This is a genomic window from Pseudomonas sp. PDM13 (assembly GCF_025685765.1).
GTDB classification, from domain to species: Bacteria; Pseudomonadota; Gammaproteobacteria; order Pseudomonadales; family Pseudomonadaceae; genus Metapseudomonas; species Metapseudomonas solani.
In genome coordinates, this window is the sequence record NZ_JAOTQU010000005.1 from 173,098 (window position 1) to 195,164 (window position 22,067).

General features: G+C 66.0%; 20 protein-coding genes and 1 tRNA gene. 18 read left to right on the top strand and 3 right to left on the bottom strand.

The window, feature by feature from the left end; all coding sequences use genetic code 11:
* Nucleotides 1–158: 158 nt before the first annotated feature.
* The 12 genes from OEJ36_RS07590 (at nt 159) to OEJ36_RS07645 (ending at nt 11,513) form a co-directional block, all read left to right on the top strand.
* Nucleotides 159–932: an ABC transporter ATP-binding protein gene (locus OEJ36_RS07590; protein ID WP_263400972.1), complete on the top strand. Its 774-nt coding sequence runs from the start codon at nt 159–161 to the stop codon at nt 930–932.
* A gap of 17 nt (nt 933–949) precedes the next feature.
* Nucleotides 950–1,702, top strand: a complete 753-nt coding sequence (locus OEJ36_RS07595) for an ABC transporter substrate-binding protein (RefSeq protein ID WP_263400973.1) — start codon at nt 950–952, stop codon at nt 1,700–1,702.
* Nucleotides 1,703–1,757: 55 nt separating this feature from the next.
* The gene (locus OEJ36_RS07600; protein WP_263400974.1) at nt 1,758–2,453 is read left to right on the top strand and encodes an ABC transporter permease; all 696 of its coding nucleotides are present in this window, start codon (nt 1,758–1,760) and stop codon (nt 2,451–2,453) included.
* Nucleotides 2,450–3,139, top strand: a complete 690-nt coding sequence (locus OEJ36_RS07605; RefSeq protein WP_043240510.1) for an ABC transporter permease — start codon at nt 2,450–2,452, stop codon at nt 3,137–3,139. Before OEJ36_RS07600 ends, OEJ36_RS07605 begins: the two co-directional genes overlap by 4 nt.
* Nucleotides 3,140–3,211: 72 nt before the next feature.
* Nucleotides 3,212–4,468 carry an SAM-dependent methyltransferase gene (locus OEJ36_RS07610; protein ID WP_263400975.1) on the top strand — a complete coding sequence of 419 codons (1,257 nt, stop codon included), beginning with the start codon at nt 3,212–3,214 and terminating at the stop codon, nt 4,466–4,468.
* A 238-nt stretch (nt 4,469–4,706) separates the two neighbouring features.
* A tRNA-Thr gene (locus OEJ36_RS07615) sits at nt 4,707–4,782 on the top strand.
* A 159-nt stretch (nt 4,783–4,941) separates the two neighbouring features.
* On the top strand, nt 4,942–6,006 hold the full coding sequence (rfbB, locus tag OEJ36_RS07620) for a dTDP-glucose 4,6-dehydratase (RefSeq protein ID WP_263400976.1): 1,065 nt from the start codon (nt 4,942–4,944) through the stop codon (nt 6,004–6,006).
* Nucleotides 6,003–6,875, top strand: coding sequence for a glucose-1-phosphate thymidylyltransferase RfbA (gene rfbA, locus OEJ36_RS07625; RefSeq protein WP_263400977.1), 873 nt, complete (start codon nt 6,003–6,005; stop codon nt 6,873–6,875). Before rfbB ends, rfbA begins: the two co-directional genes overlap by 4 nt.
* Entirely contained in the window at nt 6,872–7,417 is a 546-nt protein-coding gene (gene rfbC / locus OEJ36_RS07630; protein WP_263400978.1) for a dTDP-4-dehydrorhamnose 3,5-epimerase, read from the top strand. Before rfbA ends, rfbC begins: the two co-directional genes overlap by 4 nt.
* A complete protein-coding gene (gene rfbD, locus OEJ36_RS07635) occupies nt 7,414–8,280 on the top strand; it encodes a dTDP-4-dehydrorhamnose reductase (RefSeq protein WP_263400979.1) in 867 nt (288 codons plus the stop codon). Before rfbC ends, rfbD begins: the two co-directional genes overlap by 4 nt.
* 48 nt (nt 8,281–8,328) lie before the next feature.
* Nucleotides 8,329–10,140: a sensor histidine kinase gene (locus OEJ36_RS07640; protein ID WP_263400980.1), complete on the top strand. Its 1,812-nt coding sequence runs from the start codon at nt 8,329–8,331 to the stop codon at nt 10,138–10,140.
* A complete protein-coding gene (locus OEJ36_RS07645; RefSeq protein WP_263400981.1) occupies nt 10,137–11,513 on the top strand; it encodes a sigma-54-dependent transcriptional regulator in 1,377 nt (458 codons plus the stop codon). Before OEJ36_RS07640 ends, OEJ36_RS07645 begins: the two co-directional genes overlap by 4 nt.
* 308 nt (nt 11,514–11,821) lie before the next feature.
* Here the strand turns inward: OEJ36_RS07645 and OEJ36_RS07650 are convergent, their stop codons facing one another.
* Nucleotides 11,822–12,184 carry a DUF5064 family protein gene (locus OEJ36_RS07650; RefSeq protein WP_263400982.1) on the bottom strand — a complete coding sequence of 121 codons (363 nt, stop codon included), beginning with the start codon at nt 12,182–12,184 and terminating at the stop codon, nt 11,822–11,824.
* Nucleotides 12,185–12,555: 371 nt separating this feature from the next.
* Here OEJ36_RS07650 and arcD point away from each other — a divergent pair, with 371 nt between their 5' ends.
* From arcD to OEJ36_RS07675, 5 genes are all read left to right on the top strand, one after another.
* A complete protein-coding gene (gene arcD, locus OEJ36_RS07655; RefSeq protein ID WP_263400983.1) occupies nt 12,556–13,983 on the top strand; it encodes an arginine-ornithine antiporter in 1,428 nt (475 codons plus the stop codon).
* Between the two features lie 18 nt (nt 13,984–14,001).
* The gene (arcA, locus tag OEJ36_RS07660; protein ID WP_021218636.1) at nt 14,002–15,252 is read left to right on the top strand and encodes an arginine deiminase; all 1,251 of its coding nucleotides are present in this window, start codon (nt 14,002–14,004) and stop codon (nt 15,250–15,252) included.
* 107 nt (nt 15,253–15,359) lie between these two features.
* Nucleotides 15,360–16,370 (top strand): ornithine carbamoyltransferase, encoded by a 1,011-nt coding sequence (locus OEJ36_RS07665; protein WP_263400984.1) that lies wholly within the window; start codon nt 15,360–15,362, stop codon nt 16,368–16,370.
* 185 nt (nt 16,371–16,555) lie between these two features.
* Entirely contained in the window at nt 16,556–17,485 is a 930-nt protein-coding gene (gene arcC, locus OEJ36_RS07670) for a carbamate kinase (protein ID WP_031287432.1), read from the top strand.
* A gap of 292 nt (nt 17,486–17,777) precedes the next feature.
* Nucleotides 17,778–19,685: a beta-ketoacyl synthase gene (locus OEJ36_RS07675; protein ID WP_263400985.1), complete on the top strand. Its 1,908-nt coding sequence runs from the start codon at nt 17,778–17,780 to the stop codon at nt 19,683–19,685.
* A gap of 195 nt (nt 19,686–19,880) precedes the next feature.
* Here OEJ36_RS07675 and cysQ read toward each other — a convergent pair whose 3' ends face one another.
* Complete coding sequence (gene cysQ, locus OEJ36_RS07680; protein ID WP_263400986.1) at nt 19,881–20,699, bottom strand: 3'(2'),5'-bisphosphate nucleotidase CysQ; 819 nt, start codon at nt 20,697–20,699, stop codon at nt 19,881–19,883.
* Complete coding sequence (nudE, locus tag OEJ36_RS07685; RefSeq protein ID WP_263400987.1) at nt 20,696–21,262, bottom strand: ADP compounds hydrolase NudE; 567 nt, start codon at nt 21,260–21,262, stop codon at nt 20,696–20,698. The genes cysQ and nudE overlap by 4 nt, the downstream gene beginning before the upstream one ends.
* Nucleotides 21,263–21,394: 132 nt before the next feature.
* Here nudE and yrfG point away from each other — a divergent pair, with 132 nt between their 5' ends.
* Complete coding sequence (yrfG, locus tag OEJ36_RS07690; RefSeq protein ID WP_263400988.1) at nt 21,395–22,057, top strand: GMP/IMP nucleotidase; 663 nt, start codon at nt 21,395–21,397, stop codon at nt 22,055–22,057.
* The last annotated feature ends 10 nt before the right edge of the window (nt 22,058–22,067 follow it).

Consider the following 22,067-nt stretch of genomic DNA (forward strand, 5'->3'; position numbering starts at 1 on the left):
CGCGACAATCGGCTGCATCCATGCGACAAGCCCCACAAGCGAGCCGGCGCGGTGCCAGTACCACCCTTGGCGCCCCTTGGGGCCTATGCTAGGTTGGCCTCCTTCGCCAGGAAGGCCGATCGCAGCCGGAGCGCATCCGAACAATAAGAGGAACCCCCATGGCCGAGGCCACGCCCGCGCTAGAAATCCGCAACCTGCACAAACGCTACGGCGATCTAGAAGTGCTCAAGGGCATCTCCCTTACCGCCCGTGATGGTGACGTCATCTCCATCCTCGGTTCTTCCGGCTCCGGAAAATCCACCTTCCTGCGTTGCATCAACCTGCTGGAAAACCCCCACCAGGGCCAGATCATCGTCGCCGGCGAAGAACTCAAGCTGAAACCCGCCCGCTCCGGCGAACTGGTCGCCGCCGACGGCAAGCAGATCAACCGCCTGCGCAGCGAAATCGGCTTCGTGTTCCAGAACTTCAACCTGTGGCCGCACATGACGGTCCTCGACAACATCATCGAGGCGCCGCGCCGCGTGCTGGGCCAGAGCAAGGCAGAGGCCACCGAAATCGCCGAGGCCCTGCTGGCCAAGGTCGGCATCGCCGACAAGCGCCACGTCTACCCCGCCCAGCTCTCCGGCGGCCAGCAGCAGCGCGCGGCCATCGCGCGCACTCTGGCGATGCAGCCTAAAGTGATTCTGTTCGACGAACCCACCTCGGCGCTCGACCCCGAGATGGTACAAGAAGTGCTTAACGTGATCCGCGCGCTCGCCGACGAGGGCAGGACCATGCTGCTGGTAACCCACGAGATGAACTTCGCCCGCCAGGTTTCCAGCGAGGTGGTATTCCTCCACCAGGGCCTGGTGGAAGAGCAGGGGCCGCCACAGCAGGTGTTCGACAACCCGACCTCGGCGCGCTGTAAACAATTCATGTCCAGCAATCGCTAAACACGGAGCAACATCGCATGAAGAACTACAAGAAGATCCTGCTGGCCGCTGCCGTCACCCTGGCCTTCGGGACCAGTGCCGTCGCCGCCGATAAACTGAAGATCGGCACCGAAGGCGCCTACCCGCCCTTCAACCTGATCGACGCCAGCGGCCAGGTCGGCGGCTTCGACGTCGAAATCGCCCAGGCCCTCTGCGCCAAGATGAAGGCCGAGTGCGACGTGGTCACCTCCGACTGGGACGGCATCATCCCGGCCCTGAACGCCAAGAAGTTCGACTTCCTCGCCGCGTCCATGTCGATCACCGAAGAGCGCAAGCAGGCCGTCGACTTCACCGACGCCTACTACACCAACAAGCTGCAGTTCATCGCCCCCAAGGACGCTGACTTCAAGACCGACAAGGCCAGCCTGAAAGGCAAGGTCATCGGTGCCCAGCGCGCCACCATCGCCGGCACCTGGCTCGAAGACAACATGGCCGACGTGGTCGACATCAAGCTCTACGACACCCAGGAAAACGCCTACCTGGACCTGTCCTCCGGCCGCCTCGACGGCGTGCTGGCCGACAAGTTCGTCAACTGGGAATGGCTGAAGAGCGATGCCGGCAAAGGCTTCGAATTCAAGGGCGAGCCGGTGTTCGACAACGACAAGATCGCCATCGCCGTGCGCAAGGGCGACCCGCTGCGCGAGAAGCTGAATGCCGCGCTGAAGGAAATCGTCGCTGACGGCACCTATAAGAAGATCAACGACAAGTACTTCCCTTTCAGCATCTATTGATGCCGCCTGACCGGCGCCGCCCACGCGGCGCCGGTCCCCAGCAGTAGCCTTGCAGATGAACCTCGACCTCTACGGATTCGGCCCCGCCCTGGCGGCCGGCACCCTGATGACCATCAAGCTGGCGCTTTCCGCGCTGTCGCTCGGTCTGGTGCTGGGCCTGCTCGGTGCGCTCGCCAAGACCTCCCCCCAAAAGCCGCTGCAATGGCTTGGCGGAACCTACTCCACCCTGGTGCGCGGTGTACCGGAGCTGTTGTGGGTCCTGCTGATCTACTTCGGCACCGTGAACCTGATGCGCTCCATCGGCGAAATGATCGGCATGCCCGGCCTGGAGCTCTCGGCCTTCGCCGCCGGCACCATCGCCCTCGGCCTGTGCTTCGGCGCCTATGCCACCGAGGTTTTCCGCGGCGCCATCCTGGCCATCCCCAAGGGCCACCGTGAGGCCGGCCTGGCGCTGGGCCTTTCCGGCTCGCGCATCCTCATGCGCCTGATCCTCCCGCAGATGTGGCGCATAGCCCTGCCCGGCCTCGGCAACCTGTTCATGATCCTGATGAAGGACACCGCGCTGGTCTCGGTGATCGGCCTCGAGGAAATCATGCGCCGCTCGCAGATCGCCGTGACCGCCAGCAAGGAGCCCTTCACCTTCTATATGGTGGCGGCCTTCATCTACCTGGGTCTGACCATCCTCGCGATGATCGGCATGCACTGGCTCGAAAAACGCGCCGGACGCGGCTTCAAAAGGAGCGCGGCATGAACTGGGAAGTCATCATCAAATACCTGCCGCGCCTGTGTGACGGTGCGCTGCTGACCCTGGAGCTGGTGGCCATCGCCGTGGTCGCAGGGCTGATCCTCGCCCTGCCCATGGGCATCGCCCGCTCCTCGCGCCACTGGTACGTGCGCGCCCTGCCCTACGGCTACATCTTCTTCTTCCGTGGCACGCCGCTGCTGGTGCAGCTGTTCCTCGTCTACTACGGCCTCGCCCAGTTCGACCTGGTGCGCAAGGGCCCGCTCTGGCCCTACCTGCGCGACCCGTTCTGGTGTGCCGTCATCACCATGACCCTGCACACAGCGGCCTATATCGCCGAGATCATCCGTGGCGCCATCCAGGCCATCCCGCCGGGCGAGATCGAAGCGGCGCGGGCCCTGGGCATGTCGCAGTTCAAGGCCCTGGTGCACATCATCCTGCCGCGCGCGGCGCGCATCGGCCTGCCGGCCTACAGCAACGAAGTGATCCTGATGCTCAAGGCCAGCGCCCTGGCCAGCACCGTGACCCTGCTGGAACTCACCGGCATGGCCCGTACCATCATTGCCCGCACCTACCTGCCGGTCGAAATCTTCTTCGCCGCCGGCATGTTCTACCTGGTGATCGCCTTCCTTCTGGTGCGCGGCTTCCGCCTGCTGGAACGCTGGCTGCGCGTCGACGCCTGCCAAGGCCGCTGACCGGGCGCCGCCCCTCGCCACGAGGGGCGGCGTTATACTGCGCACCCGATCGTCTTTCTCCTTCCGCACTCCATGCCAAGCCCCGCGCCCCTTCAGGGCCCCCTGCTGCTCGAACGCTTCGCAGCGCTGGATGAGTTCCTCAGCCAGGGCTACCCGCTGTGGCACCCGGAACCCTTCACCGAACTGCGCCTGGGCTGGGAAGACGAGCTGCCCGAGCTCGCCCGCTGGCTCCGCAGCCGCAGCCTGGAGCAGGCGGAAGCGGGTCACGGCCTGCTGCACCTGCCCGATGCCCCGGCGCCCTTCCCCGAGCTGGCGGCTCGCTCTCACGAGCTGGCCGACTCGGGCGCATTCGATAACGCCCCCGAGCGCCAGTGGCCAGCAGCCCTCTGTCTCGACGTGCCCGGGCGCAAATGGCAGCAGATCCAGGCCTTCGCCGGCAGCCTGCAATTCAGCCGGGCGCCCCGCCACTGGCTCGACTGGTGCGCCGGCAAAGGCCATCTGGGCCGGACCCTGGCCCACCCCGACGCCGCACTCACCTGCCTGGAGTTCGACCCGCTGCTGGTGGAAGACGGCCAACGCCTGAGCGATCGGCTCGGTCTCGCAGCCTCCCACCGCCTGCAAGACGTGCTGGCCACCGACGCGGCAACACAGCTGCGGCCCGAACACACCCCCATCGCCCTGCATGCCTGCGGCGACCTGCACGTCCGCCTGCTGCAACTGGCTACTGACCAGGGTTGTGGACAACTCGCTATCGCCCCCTGCTGCTACAACCGCATCATCGATCAGCACTACCAGCCCCTGTCCACCGCCGCGCAACGCTCCACCCTGCGCCCGGACCGCCGTGACCTGCGCCTGGTACAGAGCGAAACCGTCACCGCTGGCGCCCGCGTCCGCCGCCAACGCGACCAGTCCATGGCCAGACGCCTGGCCTTCGACCTGCTGCAGCGAGAGCAGCGCGGCCTCGACCAGTACCTGCCCACGCCCTCGTTACCGGTGAGCTGGTTGGAAAAAACCTTCGAGCGCTACTGCCACGACCTCGCCCAACTCAAGGACCTGGCAACGCCTGCACCACGCGACTGGGACCGGCTGGAGGCCCAGGGCTGGCAACGCCTGGCCCAGGTGCGCAACCTCGAACTGCTACGCGCCCTCTACCGTCGCCCCTTGGAAATCTGGCTGCTGCTCGACCGCGCCCTGTTCCTTCAGGAACGCGGCTACCGGGTGCAGGCCGGTCGCTTCTGCGAACACCGCCTGACCCCCCGCAACCTCTTGCTACTCGCGGAGCGCAGCGAGTTGCCCACAGAACCTGTGGATAACTTTGTTGATGAATGATGAGCAACTGCCCGAACGCCCACCCCGGCAAGGCTTGCTGAGAATTGATCGCTTTTTGATCAAAAAATAAAACATCCAGAAAACAGCCAGTTACGCGGTTCCGCGACCTGAATCACAGTTCACGAGTACTTTCGTGCCAAAAACCACTCACTTGTGCATAAGCCTGCGCATTCTGATTCTGAGCAGCAGCAACAGGTGGTTTACTCGGCTCAACCAATCGCTATAATGGCCGCCCCTTGCCGGTATAGCTCAGCTGGTAGAGCAACTGACTTGTAATCAGTAGGTCCCGGGTTCGACTCCTGGTGCCGGCACCAAGACATGAAAAAGCCCCGCAGTGATGCGGGGCTTTTTTGTGGGCGAGATTAAGTTGCTGAACGACGGCTCCCCGCTTCGGGTATCCGCTCCCCATCACAACCAATTTCCGTAGCTCCCAGCGGCAGATATGATCATTGTATTTAGCTGGGGATTCAGGGATGCGCGTTCTCATCACCGGCGGAGCCGGCTTCATAGGTTCCGCACTCGTCCGGCACCTGCTGAACGAGACAGACCACGAGGTCCTTAACCTCGACAAGCTGACCTACGCCGGCAACCTCGAGTCCCTGGCCAGCGTCGCGGAGGCTCCCCGCTACCAGTTCCTGAAGGCCGACATCGCCGACAGCGACGCCGTCAACGCGGCCCTGCAGCGCTTCCAGCCCGACGCCATCATGCACCTGGCTGCCGAGTCCCATGTCGATCGATCCATCGATGGCCCGGCCGCGTTCATCCAGACCAACATCGTCGGTACCTATGCCCTGTTGGAAAGCGCCCGCGCCTACTGGATGGGGCTCGACGCCGAACGCAAGGCGGCCTTCCGTTTCCATCACATTTCCACCGACGAGGTGTACGGCGACCTGCATGGCGTGGACGACCTCTTCACCGAGACCACGCCTTATGCGCCCAGCTCGCCCTATTCGGCGAGCAAGGCGGCGTCCGATCACCTGGTCCGCGCCTGGAACCGCACCTACGGCCTGCCGGTGCTGCTGACCAACTGCTCGAACAACTACGGCCCCTATCACTTCCCCGAGAAGCTGATCCCGCTGATGATCCTCAACGCCCTGGAAGGCAAGCCGCTGCCGGTCTACGGCGATGGTCTGCAGGTGCGCGACTGGCTGTTCGTCGAGGACCACGCCCGGGCCCTGGTGGAAGTGGTCACCCGTGGCCAGGTCGGCGAGACCTACAACATCGGCGGCCATAACGAGCAGAAGAACATCGACGTGGTGCGCGGCATCTGCGCACTGCTGGAAGAGCTGGCACCTGCCAAGCCCGACGGCGTCGCTCGCTTCGACGAGCTGATCACCCATGTGAAGGACCGCCCCGGCCACGATCTGCGCTACGCCATCGACGCGAGCAAGATCGAGCGCGAGCTGGGCTGGACACCGCAGGAAACCTTCGAGACCGGCCTGCGCAAGACCGTACAGTGGTACCTCGACAACCTCGAATGGTGCCGTCGTGCACAGGACGGCAGCTATCAACGTGAACGCCTGGGAGCCCAAGCATGAAAGGCATCATCCTCGCCGGGGGCTCCGGCACCCGCTTGCACCCCATCACCCTTGGCGTGTCCAAGCAGCTGCTGCCTATCTACGACAAGCCGATGATCTACTACCCCATCTCGGTGCTGATGCTCGCCGGCATCCGCGAGATCCTGGTCATCTCAACCCCGCAGGACCTGCCCCAGTACCGCAACCTGCTGGGTGACGGCAGCCAGTTCGGCGTGCGCTTCGCCTACGCCGAGCAACCTTCGCCGGACGGCCTGGCCCAGGCCTTCCTGATCGGCGAGGCATTCATCGGCAGCGATTCGGTCTGCCTGATCCTCGGCGACAACATCTTCCATGGCCAGCACTTCACCGAGAAACTGCAGCGTGCAGTGCAAGGCGAGAAAGGTGCCACCATCTTTGGCTATTGGGTGAAAGACGCAGAGCGTTTTGGTGTCATTGAGTTCTCCGACGCCGGTCAAGCACTTTCCATCGAGGAAAAGCCCGCCAGACCCAAATCCAGCTATGCCGTCACCGGGCTGTACTTCTACGACAACGACGTGATCGATATCGCCAAGGCGGTGAAGCCCTCCGCCCGGGGCGAACTGGAGATCACCGACGTCAACAACGCCTACCTGATGCGCGGTGACCTACGCGTCGAGAAACTCGGCCGTGGCTTCGCCTGGCTCGACACCGGCACCCACGACAGCCTGCTGGATGCGTCGCAGTACGTGCGGACGATCGAGGACCGCCAGGGCCTGAAGGTCGCCTGCCTGGAAGAGATCGCCTTCCAGAACGGCTGGATCGACAAGGTGCGGCTGCTGGAGCGGGCCAAGGCCTTCGGCAAGACCGGCTACGGCCAATACCTCTACAAGCTGGCGGGAGAGCAGGCATGAAGGCCATCGCCACCGAGCTGCCGGAAGTGCTGATTCTCGAACCCCGGGTGTTCGGCGATGAGCGCGGTTTCTTCTTCGAGAGTTTCAACGCCCGCGCCTTCGAGGAAGCCACCGGCCTCAAGCGGGAGTTCGTCCAGGACAACCATTCACGCTCGCAGAAGGGCGTGCTGCGCGGCCTGCACTACCAATTGCAACAGGCCCAGGGGAAGCTGGTACGGGTCACTGTCGGCGAAGTAATCGACGTAGCCGTCGACGTGCGCCGTGGCTCGCCGAATTTCGGCCGCTGGGTGGGTGTGCACCTGTCTGCCGAGAACAAGCGCCAGCTCTGGGTTCCCGAGGGCTTCGCCCATGGCTTCGTGGTACTCAGCGAGTTCGCCGAGTTCCTCTACAAGACCACCGACTACTACGCCCCCGCCCACGAGCGTTGCATCCGCTGGGATGACCCGACCCTGGCCATCGACTGGCAGCTCAGCGAAGCGCCCCAGCTTTCCGCCAAGGACCAGGCCGGCCTGAGCCTCGAAGAGGCCGACGTATTCCCGTGAAGATCCTCATCACCGGCCACAGCGGCCAGGTCGCCCGTGAACTACGCCTGGCCCTGGCCGACCAGGCCGAGCTGCTCGTCCTCGGGCGCGACCGCCTGGACCTGGCCGACAGCGACGCCATCCGCCGCCTGGTGCGCGCCGAGCGCCCCGCACTGATCATCAACGCCGCCGCCCACACCGCCGTGGACCAGGCCGAAAGCGAGCCCGAGGCCGCCTTCGCCCTCAACGCCACCGCCCCCGGCGTGCTGGCCGAGGAAGCCGCCGCCCTGGGCGCACCGCTGATCCACTACTCCACCGACTACGTCTTCGACGGCAGCAAGAACGCGCCCTACATCGAGGACGACCCGCCCAACCCGCTGGGCGTCTACGGCCGCAGCAAGCTGGCCGGGGAAGAGGCGATCCGCGCGGTCGGCGGTGCGCACCTGATCCTGCGCACCAGCTGGGTCTACTCCCTGCACGGCCGCAACTTCCTGCTCACCATGCAGCGCCTGCTGCAGGAGCGCGATCACCTGCGTGTGGTGGCCGACCAGGTCGGTGCGCCCACCTGGGCCGGCAGCATCGCCACGGCCACCGCCGCGTTGATCCAGCGCTGGCAGGACGGCCGCCAGGCCTGGGGCACCTACCACTTCAGCGCCGGCGGCGAGACCTCCTGGTTCGGCTTCGCCAGTGCCATAGCCGATACGCTCAAGGCCGAAGGCAAACCCTGCGCCAGCCTGGAGCCCATCCCCAGCAGCGCCTATCCCACGCCTGCCCAGCGCCCGCTCAACTCGCGGATGGACGGCGGCAAGCTGCTGCGCGACTGGGACGTCGCCCTGCCCGACTGGCGCCTGGGCCTGGACGAGTGCCTGCGTCACCCTCGCTGAGCCCGCCGGTGTCATAATGCGCCGCATCCCCGGCGCATTCCGACACCCATGACCGCCAACGCCCTACCCTATCGTCCTCGCTGGCGCAGCCTCGTCCTGCTGGCCCTGGTCCTGGCGCCCTTGCTGTGGCCGGCCCACCACCTGGCCGAGCGCTACTACAACCAGGCCCTGGCCGAGCAGAACCGGCAGACCCTCGACCTCTATGTCGCCAACCTGCTGGGCACCCTGCGCCGCTTCGAGGTGCTGCCGCCGATCCTCGCCGACCTGCCGGCCCTGCGCAGCCAGTTGGCCGATCCAAAGGACCCGGCCCGCCTGGAAGCCGCCAACCGCCTGCTGGCCGAGGTACGCGACGAGACCGGCGCCGACGTCATCTACCTGATGAATCCCCAGGGCACCACCCTCAGCTCCTCCAACTGGGACAAGACGGACAGCTTCGTCGGCCGCGACTTCGCCTTCCGCCCCTACTACCGCGAGGCGCTCATGGGCCGCCAGGGTCGCTTCTTCGGGCTCGGCACCACCTCCGGCAAGCGCGGCTACTTCTATGCCAGCCCGGTGCGCGACGGCCAGGCGGTGATCGGCATACTGGTGGTCAAGGTCGACCTGGATGACGCCGAATCCCTCTGGGGCAACACCCCCGAGCAGTTGCTGGTGACCGACTCCAACGGCGTGGCGATCATCACCTCGCGCCCGCAATGGCGCTTCCACGCCACCCGCGAGCTGGACAACGCCGAGCGCGCCGCCATCTCCGCCAACCAGCCCTACCCGACCCAATCCCCCGAGCCCATCCGCCTGCGCCCGGGCGAATGGATCACCCAGAGCCGCGAGCTGCGCGAAACGGGCTGGACAGTCAGCATCCTCGCCCCGCAGGTGCTGGTGGACCGCCAGGTGCGCACCACCGACGCTATCGCCGCCGCCACCCTGCTCGCCCTGCTGCTGCTGCTCGGCCTGATGATGCAGCGCCGTCGCCACTACCTCGACCGCATCGCCCTCGACGCCCGCGCCCGACGCGAGCTGGAACTGCGCGTGCAGGAGCGCACCCAGGACCTCGAAGCCCTCAACAGCCGCCTCAAGGTGGAAGTGCTGGAGCGCGAGCAGGCCCAGCAGGAACTGGTCCGTGCCCAGGACGAAGTGGTCCAGGCCGGCAAGCTCTCCGCCCTCGGCACCATGTCTGCGAGCATCAGCCATGAGCTCAACCAGCCCCTGGCGGCCATCCGCAGCTACGCCGACAACGCCGGCGTGCTGCTGGACCACGAACGCTACGACGACGCCCGCGGCAACCTGCGGCAGATCAGCGAGCTCACCGGGCGCATGGCCTCGATCATCGCCCACCTGCGCGCCTTCGCCCGGCGCGACCGCCACGCCCCGGAAAGCGTCGCCCTGCAACCGGCGCTGGACGATGCCCTGTCGCTGCTGGCCAAGCGTCGCCGAGCGATGGACGTGGAGCTGATCCGCGACATGCCCGAAGCCCAGCTCTGGGTCCAGGCCGGCGAGACCCGCCTGCGCCAGGTGCTCGGCAACCTGCTGGCCAACGCCCTCGACGCCCTGGGCGAGAAGCCCCATCCCCGGCGTATCTGGCTCAGCGCCGAAACCCACGCCGAAGGCGTGACCTTGACCCTGCGCGACAACGGCCCCGGCTTCAGCCAGGAAGCCTTGCAACGGGCCCGCGAGCCCTTCTTCACCACCAAGACCAGCGCCCAGGGCCTGGGGCTCGGCCTGGCCATCTGCGACAGCCTGATCCGCGCCCTCGGCGGCGAACTGCGGCTGGCCAACCACCCCGAAGGCGGCGCCCTGCTGACCCTGCACCTGCGCTCCGCCATCCCCGGCGCCAACCCCCTCTCACCCGAGGACCACTCTGCATGACCCAGCCCATCGAAGCCGGCGTCCAGGTCCTGCTGGTCGACGACGACCCGCACCTGCGCCAGGCCCTGAGCCAGACACTCGACCTCGCCGGCCTCAAGGTCCTCACCCTGGGCGATGCCAACGGCCTGGCCACCCGCCTGCCCGCCGACTGGCCGGGTGTGGTGGTCAGCGATATCCGCATGCCCGGCGTCGACGGCCTCGAGCTGCTGCGCCAGCTCCACGAGCGCGACGCCCAGTTGCCCGTGCTGCTGATCACCGGCCACGGCGACGTGCCCCTGGCGGTGCAGGCCATGCGCGCCGGTGCCTACGATTTCCTGGAAAAACCCTTCGCCAGCGAAGACCTGATCGACAGCGTGCGCCGCGCCCTCGACCTGCGCCGCCTGGTGCTGGAGAACCGCAGCCTGCGCCTGGCCCTCTCCGACCGCCAGCAGCTCAGCGGCCGCCTGGTGGGCCAGTCGGCCGCCGCCCAGCGCCTGCGCGAGCAGATCGGCGCTCTCGCCGGCACCAGCGCCGATGTGCTGATCCTCGGCGAGACCGGCGCCGGCAAGGAAGTGGTCGCCCGCGCCCTGCACGATCTCTCCGCGCGCCGCGATGGCCCCTTCGTCGCCATCAATGCCGGCGCCCTGGCCGAGTCGGTGGTGGAAAGCGAGCTGTTCGGCCATGAGCAGGGTGCCTTCACCGGCGCACAGAAGCGCCGTATTGGCAAGTTCGAATACGCCAACGGCGGCACCGTGTTCCTCGACGAAATCGAGAGCATGAGCCCGGACGTACAGGTCAAGTTGCTGCGCCTGCTGCAGGAGCGCGTGGTCGAGCGTCTCGGCGCCAACCAGTTGATCCCCCTCGATATCCGCGTCATCGCCGCCACCAAGGAAGACCTGCGCCAGGCCGCCGACCAGGGTCGCTTCCGCGCCGACCTCTATTACCGCCTCAACGTTGCCAGCCTGCGCATCCCGCCGCTGCGCGAGCGCGGCGAAGACATCCTCCTGCTGTTCCAGCACTTCGCCGAAGCGGCCGCCACCCGTCACGGCAGCCCGCAACGTACGCTGGACAGCTCCCAGCGCGCCCTGCTGCTGACCCACGACTGGCCCGGCAATGTCCGCGAGCTGCAGAACGCCGGGGAGCGCTTCGCCTTGGGCCTCGACCTGGCGCTGGACAACGGAGCGCCGGACCTGCCCGCCAGCAATGGCAGCGGTCTGAGCGAACAGGTGGAAGCCTTCGAGCGGGCGCTGATCCTGGCCGAGCTGGGCAACCCGCACAACTCGATGCGCAGCCTGGCCGAAGCCCTGGGCCTGCCGCGCAAGACGCTCTCGGACAAGCTGCGCAAGCACGGCATCAGTTTTGGCGGCGGAAATCCCGCAGAAGAGCAGGACTGATCGGCGGCTTTCCGCTCAAACGGAGCCTCAGCCCGCCGCCTGCGCCAGCAATGGCAGGGCCTTCAGGCACTGGCACAGGCCTTGCTCCATGCACCGCATCTCAACGCTTAGGCGTTGATCAGGGCACCCCCCTCCCCGGGATTGCCCGCCCGCAGCGGCCACAAGCCGTCACCGGGTCTCTTCCCCAGCGCAGCCACGGTCCTCCCCGGCCCTGGCGGCAGGCGACGGACCATCAGCCCGTCACCTTCCACGTCGAACCCGGCCTCGCGCCGGGTTCGTCGTCTCTATCTCGCGGAAATCCGCCTTCCCTAGGGTCGCTCCAGCAGGAAGCGCTCCAGATCAACCGGCGTGCCTGGCTCGGCGTGCAATTTCTCCCGCAGGTCGGCGAACACCCGTTCGTAGTCCCGGTGCCCCGCCAGAGGCACCATCAGGTGCGGCTCAAGGCCGTGGTGGCGCAGACGCCGGCAGGCGCTCTGCAGGAAGTTGTAGGCAACGTCGCGGTGCAACTCGAAGCATTCCTGGAAGGGACGCCCCCCGATATCGCCCCTGAGCTCGAAGCGCACATAAGTCTCCCAGTCGCGCTGCTCGACCTCGTAGTCCAGATCGATGTGATAACCAGGCCAAGAGCCTACAGGGTCCCTGACTATTTCAAGGTGTCCCGGGCGAAACATATTCAACCTCCTATGGAAAGTTGAAGTAAGAAACTGCCTACCTCTCTGACTTATATCCGTTCGGAATCAATTCAATCCCTGGCAATTCCCATATAAGCAAATGGCATTTCGCCATGTTTCTTACAACAAATACTTACAACTTGAACTGTCACGAAAACCAACTAGTTTGAACTGGGCGCCGCCTGGGATGGCCTGCCGACCCCTCTATTTTGCTCGCTCCGAGCATGCCTCCGAAGCCGCCACGCTCCCTCCGAACTCTGTAAGGAAATTGTCCCGCGCGGATTGATAGCTAGCTATTGACCTACGTCATAACTCTTCCCCGAAAGGAAGAGCCAACTAAGCACAGTTCCTACTCCTACTGGAGGTGCAAGATGTCAGACACCACCCAAAAACTCCGACTAGGCGCTTTGGTGGCGCTGGTAGTTGGCTCAATGGTCGGCGGCGGGATCTTCTCGCTGCCGCAGAACATGGCAGCAAGCGCCGATGTCGGCGCCATCCTCATCGGCTGGGGCATCACTGCCGTCGGCATGCTCACCCTGGCCTTCGTGTTCCAGACCCTGGCCAACCGCAAACCCAACCTCGATGGCGGCGTGTACGCCTACGCCAAAGCCGGCTTCGGCGACTACATGGGCTTCTCCTCGGCCTGGGGCTACTGGATCAGCGCCTGGCTGGGCAACGTCGGCTACTTCGTCCTGCTGTTCAGCACCCTCGGCTACTTCTTCCCGATCTTCGGCGAAGGCAACACCCCGGCGGCCATCATCGGCGCCTCGGTGGTGCTCTGGGCCGTGCACTTCCTGGTGCTGCGCGGGATCAAGGAGGCAGCCTTCATCAACCTGGTGACCACGGTCGCCAAGATCGTGCCGCTGTTCCTGTTCATCCTGATCTGCCTGTTCGCCTTCAAGCTGGACATCTTCACCGCTGACATCTGGGGCTCGATGAACCCCGACCTCGGCAGCGTGATGAACCAGGTGCGCAACATGATGCTGGTCACCGTCTGGGTGTTCATCGGCATCGAGGGCGCGAGCATCTTCTCCGCCCGTGCCGAGAAGCGCAGCGACGTCGGCAAGGCCACCATCATCGGCTTCGTCACCGTGCTGCTGTTGCTGGTGCTGGTGAACGTGCTGTCCCTCGGCATCATGACTCAGCCGGAACTGGCCAAGCTGCAGAACCCGTCCATGGCGGCCGTGCTGGAGCATGTGGTCGGCCACTGGGGCGCGGTGCTGATCAGCGTCGGCCTGATCATCTCCCTGGTCGGTGCCCTGCTGTCCTGGGTGCTGCTGTGCGCGGAGATCCTCTTCGCCGCCGCCAAGGACCACACGATGCCGGAGTTCCTCCGCCGCGAGAACGCCAACCACGTGCCGGCCAACGCCCTGTGGCTGACCAACGCGATGGTGCAGGTGTTCCTCATCGTCACCCTGTTCAGCGCCAGCACCTACCTCTCGCTGATCTACCTGGCCACCTCGATGATCCTGGTGCCCTACTTCTGGTCCGCCGCCTACGCCCTGCTCCTGCCCATCCGTGGCGAGACCTACGAGCAAGACGGCCGTGACCGCAATAAGGACCTCGCCATCGCCGGCGTCGCCCTGGTCTACGCGGTCTGGCTGCTCTACGCCGGCGGCGTGAAGTACCTGCTGCTTTCGGCCCTGCTCTACGCCCCCGGCGCGATCCTCTTCGCCAAGGCCAAGCACGAGCTCGGCCAACCCATCTTCACCAACGTTGAGAAGCTGATCTTCGCCGCCGTGGTAATCGGCGCGCTCGTGGCGGCCTACAGCCTCTACGACGGCTTCCTGACTCTGTAACTCGTAAGGAGACCTGCCATGTCCAAAGTCAAACTCGGCGTTCATTCGGAAGCCGGCAAACTGCATAAGGTGATGGTCTGCTCGCCGGGTCTGGCCCATATGCGCCTGACCCCCAACAACTGCGACGAGCTGCTGTTCGATGACGTCATCTGGGTCAACCAGGCCAAGCGCGACCACTTCGACTTCGTCACCAAGATGCGCGAACGCGGCATCGAAGTGATGGAGATGCACAACCTGCTCACCGACATCGTGCAGAACCCCGAAGCCCTGAAGTGGATCCTCGATCGCAAGATCACCGCCAACCAGGTCGGTGTCGGCCTGACCAACGAAGTGCGCTCCTGGCTCGAAGGCCTGGAGCCACGCAAACTCGCCGAGTTCCTCATCGGCGGTGTCGCCGGCTCCGACCTGCCGGACAGCGAAGGCGTCAGCGCGATCAAGATGTACCGCGACTACCTGGGCCACTCCAGCTTCATCCTGCCGCCGCTGCCCAACACCCAGTTCACCCGCGACACCACCTGCTGGATCTACGGCGGCGTGACCCTCAACCCCATGTACTGGCCGGCGCGACGCCAGGAAACCCTGCTCACCACCGCCATCTACAAGTTCCACCCCGAGTTCACCAACGCCGAATTCGAAGTCTGGTACGGCGACCCCGACAAGGACCACGGCAGCGCCACCCTCGAAGGCGGTGACGTCATGCCCATCGGCAACGGCGTGGTGCTCATTGGCATGGGCGAGCGCACCTCGCGCCAGGCCATCGGCCAACTGGCCCAATCGCTGTTCGCCAAGGGCGCGGTAGAGAAGGTGATAGTCGCCGGCCTGCCGAAATCCCGCGCGGCCATGCACCTGGACACCGTCTTCACCTTCTGCGACCGCGACCTGGTCACGGTCTTCCCGGAAGTGGTCAAGGAGATCGTCCCCTTCATCCTCCGCCCGGACGAAAGCCGCCCCTACGGCATCGACATCCGCCGCGAGGAGAAGAGCTTCATCGACGTGGTCGCCGAGTCCCTCGGGCTCAAGCAACTGCGCGTGGTGCAAACCGGCGGTGACAGCTTCGAGGCCGAGCGCGAACAGTGGGACGACGGCAACAACGTCGTCTGCCTGGAGCCCGGCGTGGTGGTCGGCTACGACCGCAACACCTACACCAACACCCAACTGCGCAAGGCCGGTGTCGAGGTGGTGACCATCAGCGCCAGCGAACTCGGCCGCGGCCGTGGCGGTGGCCACTGCATGACCTGCCCGATCCTGCGTGACCCGATCGACTATTGATTCAAGAAGCCGAACCCCGGCGGCCGCTACCCGCGGCCGCCTTTCCCGCCAGCCACGAGCTGTTCTGACGGGAACCGGATTCCGACCTGCCCAAAAGGAGAAAGACCATGGCTTTCAACATGCACAACCGCAACCTGCTCAGCCTCATGCATCACAGCACCCGTGAGCTGCGGTACCTGCTGGACCTCTCCCGCGACCTGAAACGCGCCAAGTACACCGGCACCGAGCAGCAGCACCTGAAACGCAAGAACATCGCACTGATCTTCGAGAAGACCTCCACCCGCACCCGCTGCGCCTTCGAGGTCGCCGCCTATGACCAGGGCGCCAATGTCACCTACATCGACCCCAACTCCTCGCAGATCGGCCACAAGGAGACCATGAAGGACACCGCCCGCGTGCTCGGGCGCATGTACGACGCCATCGAGTACCGCGGCTTCAAGCAGGAGATCGTCGAAGAACTGGCCAAGTTCGCCGGCGTCCCGGTGTTCAACGGCCTGACCGACGAATACCACCCCACCCAGATGCTCGCCGACGTGCTGACCATGCGCGAGCACAGCGACAAGCCGCTGCACGACATCAGCTACGCCTACCTGGGCGACGCCCGTAACAACATGGGCAACTCGCTGCTGCTGATCGGCGCCAAGCTGGGCATGGACGTGCGCATCGCCGCGCCCAAGGCGCTGTGGCCGGAAGAAGAGTTCATCGCCCAGTGCAAGAAATTCGCCGAGGAAAGCGGCGCGCGCATCACCGTCACCGAAGACGCCAAGGCGGCGGTCAAGGGCGTCGACTTCATCCACACCGACGTCTGGGTCTCCATGGGCGAGCCGGTGGAAGCCTGGGGCGAGCGCATCAAGCAACTGCTGCCCTACCAGGTCAACGCCGAGATGATGAAAGCCTCCGGCACCGCACGGACCAAGTTCATGCACTGCCTGCCGGCCTTCCACAACAGCGAGACCAAGGTCGGCAAGCAGATCGCCGAACAGTACCCGCACCTGGCCAACGGCATCGAAGTGACCGACGACGTGTTCGAGTCCCCGGCCTGCATCGCCTTCGAGCAAGCGGAGAACCGCATGCACACCATCAAGGCGATTCTGGTCTCGACTCTCGCCGACGTCTGATTCCAGAAATCCACAGGGGCGCTGGCTTTTTCGGCTGCGCTGCGCGGCTCCTCACCGTACCGGGGTACGGGACGCCGCTGCTCGCTTGCCTTCGCGCCATCATCCCCTGTGGCTTCCTGGAATATGAGTGATCCGGACATGGAGCGGGAAACCGCTCCCTCTCCCTCTGCAACAGGAGAACAATCATGCGAATAGTCGTCGCATTGGGCGGTAACGCCCTGCTGCGCCGTGGCGAACCCATGACGGCGGAGAACCAGCGCGAGAACGTGCGCATCGCCGCCGAGCAGATCGCCAAGATCCAGCCCGGCAACGAGCTGGTGGTCGCCCACGGCAACGGGCCCCAGGTCGGCCTGCTGGCCCTCCAGGGCGCCGCCTACACGGCGGTCAGCACCTACCCGCTGGACGTCCTCGGCGCCGAGACCGAGGGCATGATCGGCTACATGATCGAACAGGAACTGGGCAACCTGCTGCCCTTCGAAGTGCCCTTCGCCACCCTGCTCACCCAGGTGGAAGTGGACGCCAAGGACCCCGCCTTCCAGAAACCCACCAAGCCCATCGGCCCGGTGTACTCCCGGGAAGAGGCCGAGCGCCTCGCCGAGGAAAAGGGCTGGACCATCGCCCCCGACGGCGACAAGTTCCGCCGCGTGGTGGCCAGCCCACGGCCCAAGCAGATCTTCGAGATCCGCCCGGTGAAATGGCTGCTGGAAAAAGGCTCGGTGGTGATCTGCGCCGGCGGCGGCGGCATCCCCACGCTCTATGACGACAACGGCAAGCTCAAGGGCGTCGAGGCGGTGATCGACAAGGACCTCTGCTCCGCGCTGCTGGCCGAGCAACTGGAGAGCGACATCCTGGTGATCGCCACCGACGTCGACGCGGCCTACATCGACTGGGGCAAACCGACCCAGAAGGCCATCGCCGAAGCCCACCCCGACGAACTCGAGCGCCTCGGTTTCGCCGCCGGCTCCATGGGGCCCAAGGTCCAGGCCGCCAGCGAGTTCGCCCGCAACACCGGCCGTGCCGCGGTGATCGGCTCCCTCGCCGATATCGAAGCCATCGTCCAGGGCAAGGCCGGCACCCGCGTCAGCACCGCCAACCCCGGCATCAGCTACCGCTGAGGCCCATCACCCACGGGGCCGCGCCAGCGGCTCCGGCTCTTTCCCCGCCCGCGCGACCACGCCCAGCGTCCATGCACACGGGCAGTACCGATCAATCCTCAAGTGACTCGACAGTCAGCTGCCGCGTCAGGTTAGGCATTCGAATCTTTCGAGCTGCCACCGGGTTCGCCCCGGTGGCCGGATATCCCCGACGCGTTTCCTGGCCAGCCGCACCCGCGGCCTTCACGGCCCCTCTTCACCGCGCTCGGCCCGGCCTCGGCAGGCAATGGTCTATTTGAGGAGTTTCCGAGTCATGTCACGACTTCCGGTCATCGTTGGTTTCGGCGGTTACAACGCAGCGGGCCGCAGCTCGTTCCACCACGGCTTCCGCCGCACCGTGATCGAGTCCGTCGACGCCGCCACGCGTCAGGAAACCCTGGCCGGGCTGGCGGTGATGACCAAACTGGTGACCGTGGTCGATGGCCAGTACCTGGACGCCGACGGCAACCCGCTGACCCTCGCCGACATCGAGTCGCGCTTCGGCGAGCGCATCCTTGCCTCCACCCTGGTCCGCCGCATCGAGAAGCAGCACCTGGATGTCGACGCCGCCCCCTGGCAGAAGAGCATCGGTGTCGCTGCCGAGCCCGGCACCCGCATCAGCTTCATCACCTCGCGCAAGCAGCTGCCCGAGCCGCTGCCGGCCAGCTGGTCGGTGGAGCCGCTGGAGTCCGGCGAGGTGCGCGTCACCCTGAATGACGCCACCGAATTCAAGGTCGAAAGCTTCCGCGCCCTGCCGGTGAAATCCGCCGGCCAGCTGCCCACCGGCTTCGAGCCGGGCGAGCTGTACAACTCGCGCTTCCACCCGCGCGGCCTGCAGATGTCAGTGGTCGCCGCCACCGACGCCATCCGCTCCATCGGCCTGCCCTGGCAGCGCATCGTCGACCACGTGCAGCCCGACGAAGTCGCGGTGTTCTCCGGCAGCATCATGAGCCAGCTCGACGAGAACGGCTTCGGCGGCCTCATGCAGTCGCGCCTCAAGGGCGGCCGCGTCACCGCCAAGCAGCTGCCCCTGGGCCTGAACACCATGCCCGCCGACTTCATCAACGCCTACGTGCTGGGCAGCGTCGGCACCACCGGCAGCGTCACCGGCGCCTGCGCCACCTTCCTCTACAACCTGCAGAAAGCCATCGAGCTGATCGGCTCCGGCCGCGCGCGGGTCGCCCTGGTGGGCAACGCCGAAGCGCCGATCAACCAGGAATGCATCGACGGTTACGGCGCCATGGGCGCCCTGGCCACCGAAGACGGCCTGCGTCAGGTCGGCGGCCGCGAGGACGTGGACTTCCGCCGCGCCAGCCGCCCCTTCGGCGAGAACTGCGGCTTCACCCTGGCCGAATCCAGCCAGTACGTGGTGCTGATGGACGACGCCCTGGCCCTGGAACTGGGCGCCGATATCCACGGCGCGGTCACCGATGTCTTCATCAACGCCGACGGCTTCAAGAAATCCATCTCCGCGCCCGGCCCGGGCAACTACCTGACCCTGGCCAAGGCCGTAGCCAGCGCCACTCAGATGTTCGGCAGCGAGACGGTGCGCCAGCACAGCTTCGTCCACGCCCACGGCTCCAGCACCCCGGCCAACCGCGTCACCGAATCCGAACTGCTGGACCGCGTCGCCAGCGCCTTCGGCATCGAGTCCTGGCCCATCACCGCGGTCAAGGCCTTCGTCGGCCACAGCCTGGCCACCGCCAGCGGCGACCAGGTGGTCTCGGCCCTCGGCACCTTCCGCTACGGCATCCTGCCGGGCATCAAGACCATCGACCGGGTCGCCGACGACGTGCACCAGCAGCACCTGTCGATCGCCACCCGCGACCAGCGCCTGGAACAGCGCAGCCTGGACATCTGCTTCATCAACTCCAAGGGCTTCGGCGGCAACAACGCCAGCGGCGTGGTGATCTCCCCGCGCCTGACCGAGAACATGCTGCGCAAGCGCCACGGCGAGAAGGCCTTCGCCGCCTACAGCGAGAAACGCGAAGCCACCCGCGCCGCCGCCCGCCAGTACGACGAGCGCGCGCTCAAGGGTGAGTTGGACATCATCTACAACTTCGGCAACGACCTGATCGACGACAAGGCCCTGGAAGTCACCGCCGAAGGTATCAAGGTCCCGGGCTTCGCCCAGCCGCTGCTCTACGGCACCGACGAGCGCTTCAAGGACATGCTCGACTGATCGTCACCTGTGAATGGGGCGAGGAGGGTTTCGCTGAACCAGCGGAACACTGCACGCCCCGTCCTGCGAAAAGCTCGCCGCCCCGTAGGGAGTGAGCGGCGGCTGCATGCCCCGAGGTCTGATTGCGGCGCTTCTAGGGGAGCCAAAAGCAAAGCCACGTTCCAGAAACGTGGACTTTTACTCGCCCCGCTCTGATCAATCCAGCCCGCGCGCCAGCTCCAGCAGCTCGCCACGCCACGCGGCAGCCGTCGGCAGGGCCAGGAAGGACGGGTTGAGGAAGGATTCACGGGCCGCGTAGCCCAGCGGTTCGCCGGCCAGGTCGAGCACCTCGCCACCGGCGCCTTCCAGCACGCCCTGTGCGGCGGCGGTGTCCCACTGCGAAGTCGGCGCCAGGCGCGGGTAGCAATCCGCCGCCCCTTCGGCCAGCAGGCAGAACTTCAGCGAGCTGCCGATATTGGCCAGCTGCAATTCCCCGAAACGCTCACCCAACCCGGCCAGCAGGCGTTCCTGCGCGGGGCTCGAATGGCGCTTGCTGGCCACCAGGGTGAAGGCCTGCGCCGGCGCCACGCGCACGGCGATGGGCTCGCGCGCGCCGGCCTCGATGCGCCAGGCGCCCAGGCCCGCACCACCGAGGTAGCAGCGGCCGGTGACCGGCACGCCGACGACGCCGAAGACCACGCGCCCGCGCTCGATCAGCGCGACGTTGACGGTGAACTCCTCGGAGCCGGAGATGAATTCCTTGGTGCCATCCAGCGGGTCCACCAGCCACCAGCGCTCCCAACCGGCGCGCTCGGCAAGGGAGATGTCCGCCGCCTCCTCGGACAACACCGGGATGCTGGCATCCAGTGCCTCCAGCCCGTCGGCGAGGATGCGGTGGGCGGCCAGGTCGGCAGCGGTAACGGGGGACGCATCGGCCTTCTCGACCACGGCGACGTCCTCGCGCCAGAACGGCAGGATGGCCTGGCCGGCAAGGCCGACCAGCTCGATCACGGCAGGCAGCAACGGGTGGCTCATGCGGGGAACTCCCCGCGCTGGCTCAGCAGGTCGCGGGCCAGGTAGAGCGCCGCCAAGGCACGCCCCTCGCTGAACTGCGGGTGTTGCACCAGGCTGGATATCTCGCGCAGGCTGACCTTCTCCACGCCCAGCGGCTCGGGCTCATCGCCCGGCAGGCGTTCCTCGTAGAGGTCGCGGGCCAGCACCACCTGGATCTTCTGGCTCATGTAGCCCGGCGACAGCGACAGCTCGGTCAGCAGCTCCAGCTTGCGTGCGCCGTATCCCGCCTCTTCCTTGAGTTCGCGGTCGGCCGCCACCAGCACGTCTTCGCCCGGCTCGATCAGCCCCTTGGGCAGCGACAGCTGGTAGTCGTCGGTGCCGGCGCAGTACTCCTCCACCAGCAGTACATGCTCGGCGTCCACCAGCGCCACCACCATCACCGCGCCATAGCCGGAGCCCTTGCCCACCAGGCGTTCATAGGTACGCTCGACGCCGTTGGAGAAACGCAGCTGCAGCTCCTCGACACGGAACAGGCGGCTGCTGGCGACAATCTCGCGAGCGAGCACGGTGGGCTTCTGACGCATAACGGAACTCCTTGGCATGACCGGCGGGTTATCATACCCCGGCTTTTCCGATTATCTGCGTAGGAGATTGCACGCCGACGACCGTCCGCGATGCAATCGCGACAGCCCTCCCACCTACAGCCCCGGACACGCATGCCACAGCTCAACTGGTCCGCCATCGACACCGTCCTGCTGGACATGGATGGCACCCTCCTCGACCTGCACTTCGACAACCATTTCTGGCTGGACTACCTGCCCCAGCGCTATGCCGAACACCACGGCATCAGCCGCGAACTGGCCGACGCCGAACTGGTGCCGCTGTTCAGGCGCCATGCCGGCCAGCTCAACTGGTACTGCACGGATTTCTGGAGCCGCGAGCTGAAGCTGTCGATCCGCGACCTCAAGCGCGAAGTCGCCGACCTGATCGCCCTGCGCCCCGACGCCGACTACTTCCTCGCCGCCCTGCGCCGCGCCGGCAAGCGCGTGGTGCTGATCACCAACGCCCACCGTGATTCGCTGTCGCTGAAGATGGAGCGGGTCGAACTGGCGCCCTGGTTCGATCGCCTGATCAGCTCCCACGACTACGGTTTCCCCAAGGAAGACCAGCAGTTCTGGCACGCCCTGCAGGCGGATTCGCCCTTCGATCCGGCGCGCGCGCTGTTCATCGACGACAGCCTGCCGATCCTGCGCAGCGCCCGGGCCTATGGCGTTGCCCACCTGCTGGCGGTGCTGCAGCCCGACAGCCGGGGCGCACTCAAAGACACCGAGGAATTCGCCGCAGTCGACGGCTACCGCGAACTGGCAGAAGGGCTCTAGCCCGGCGGGT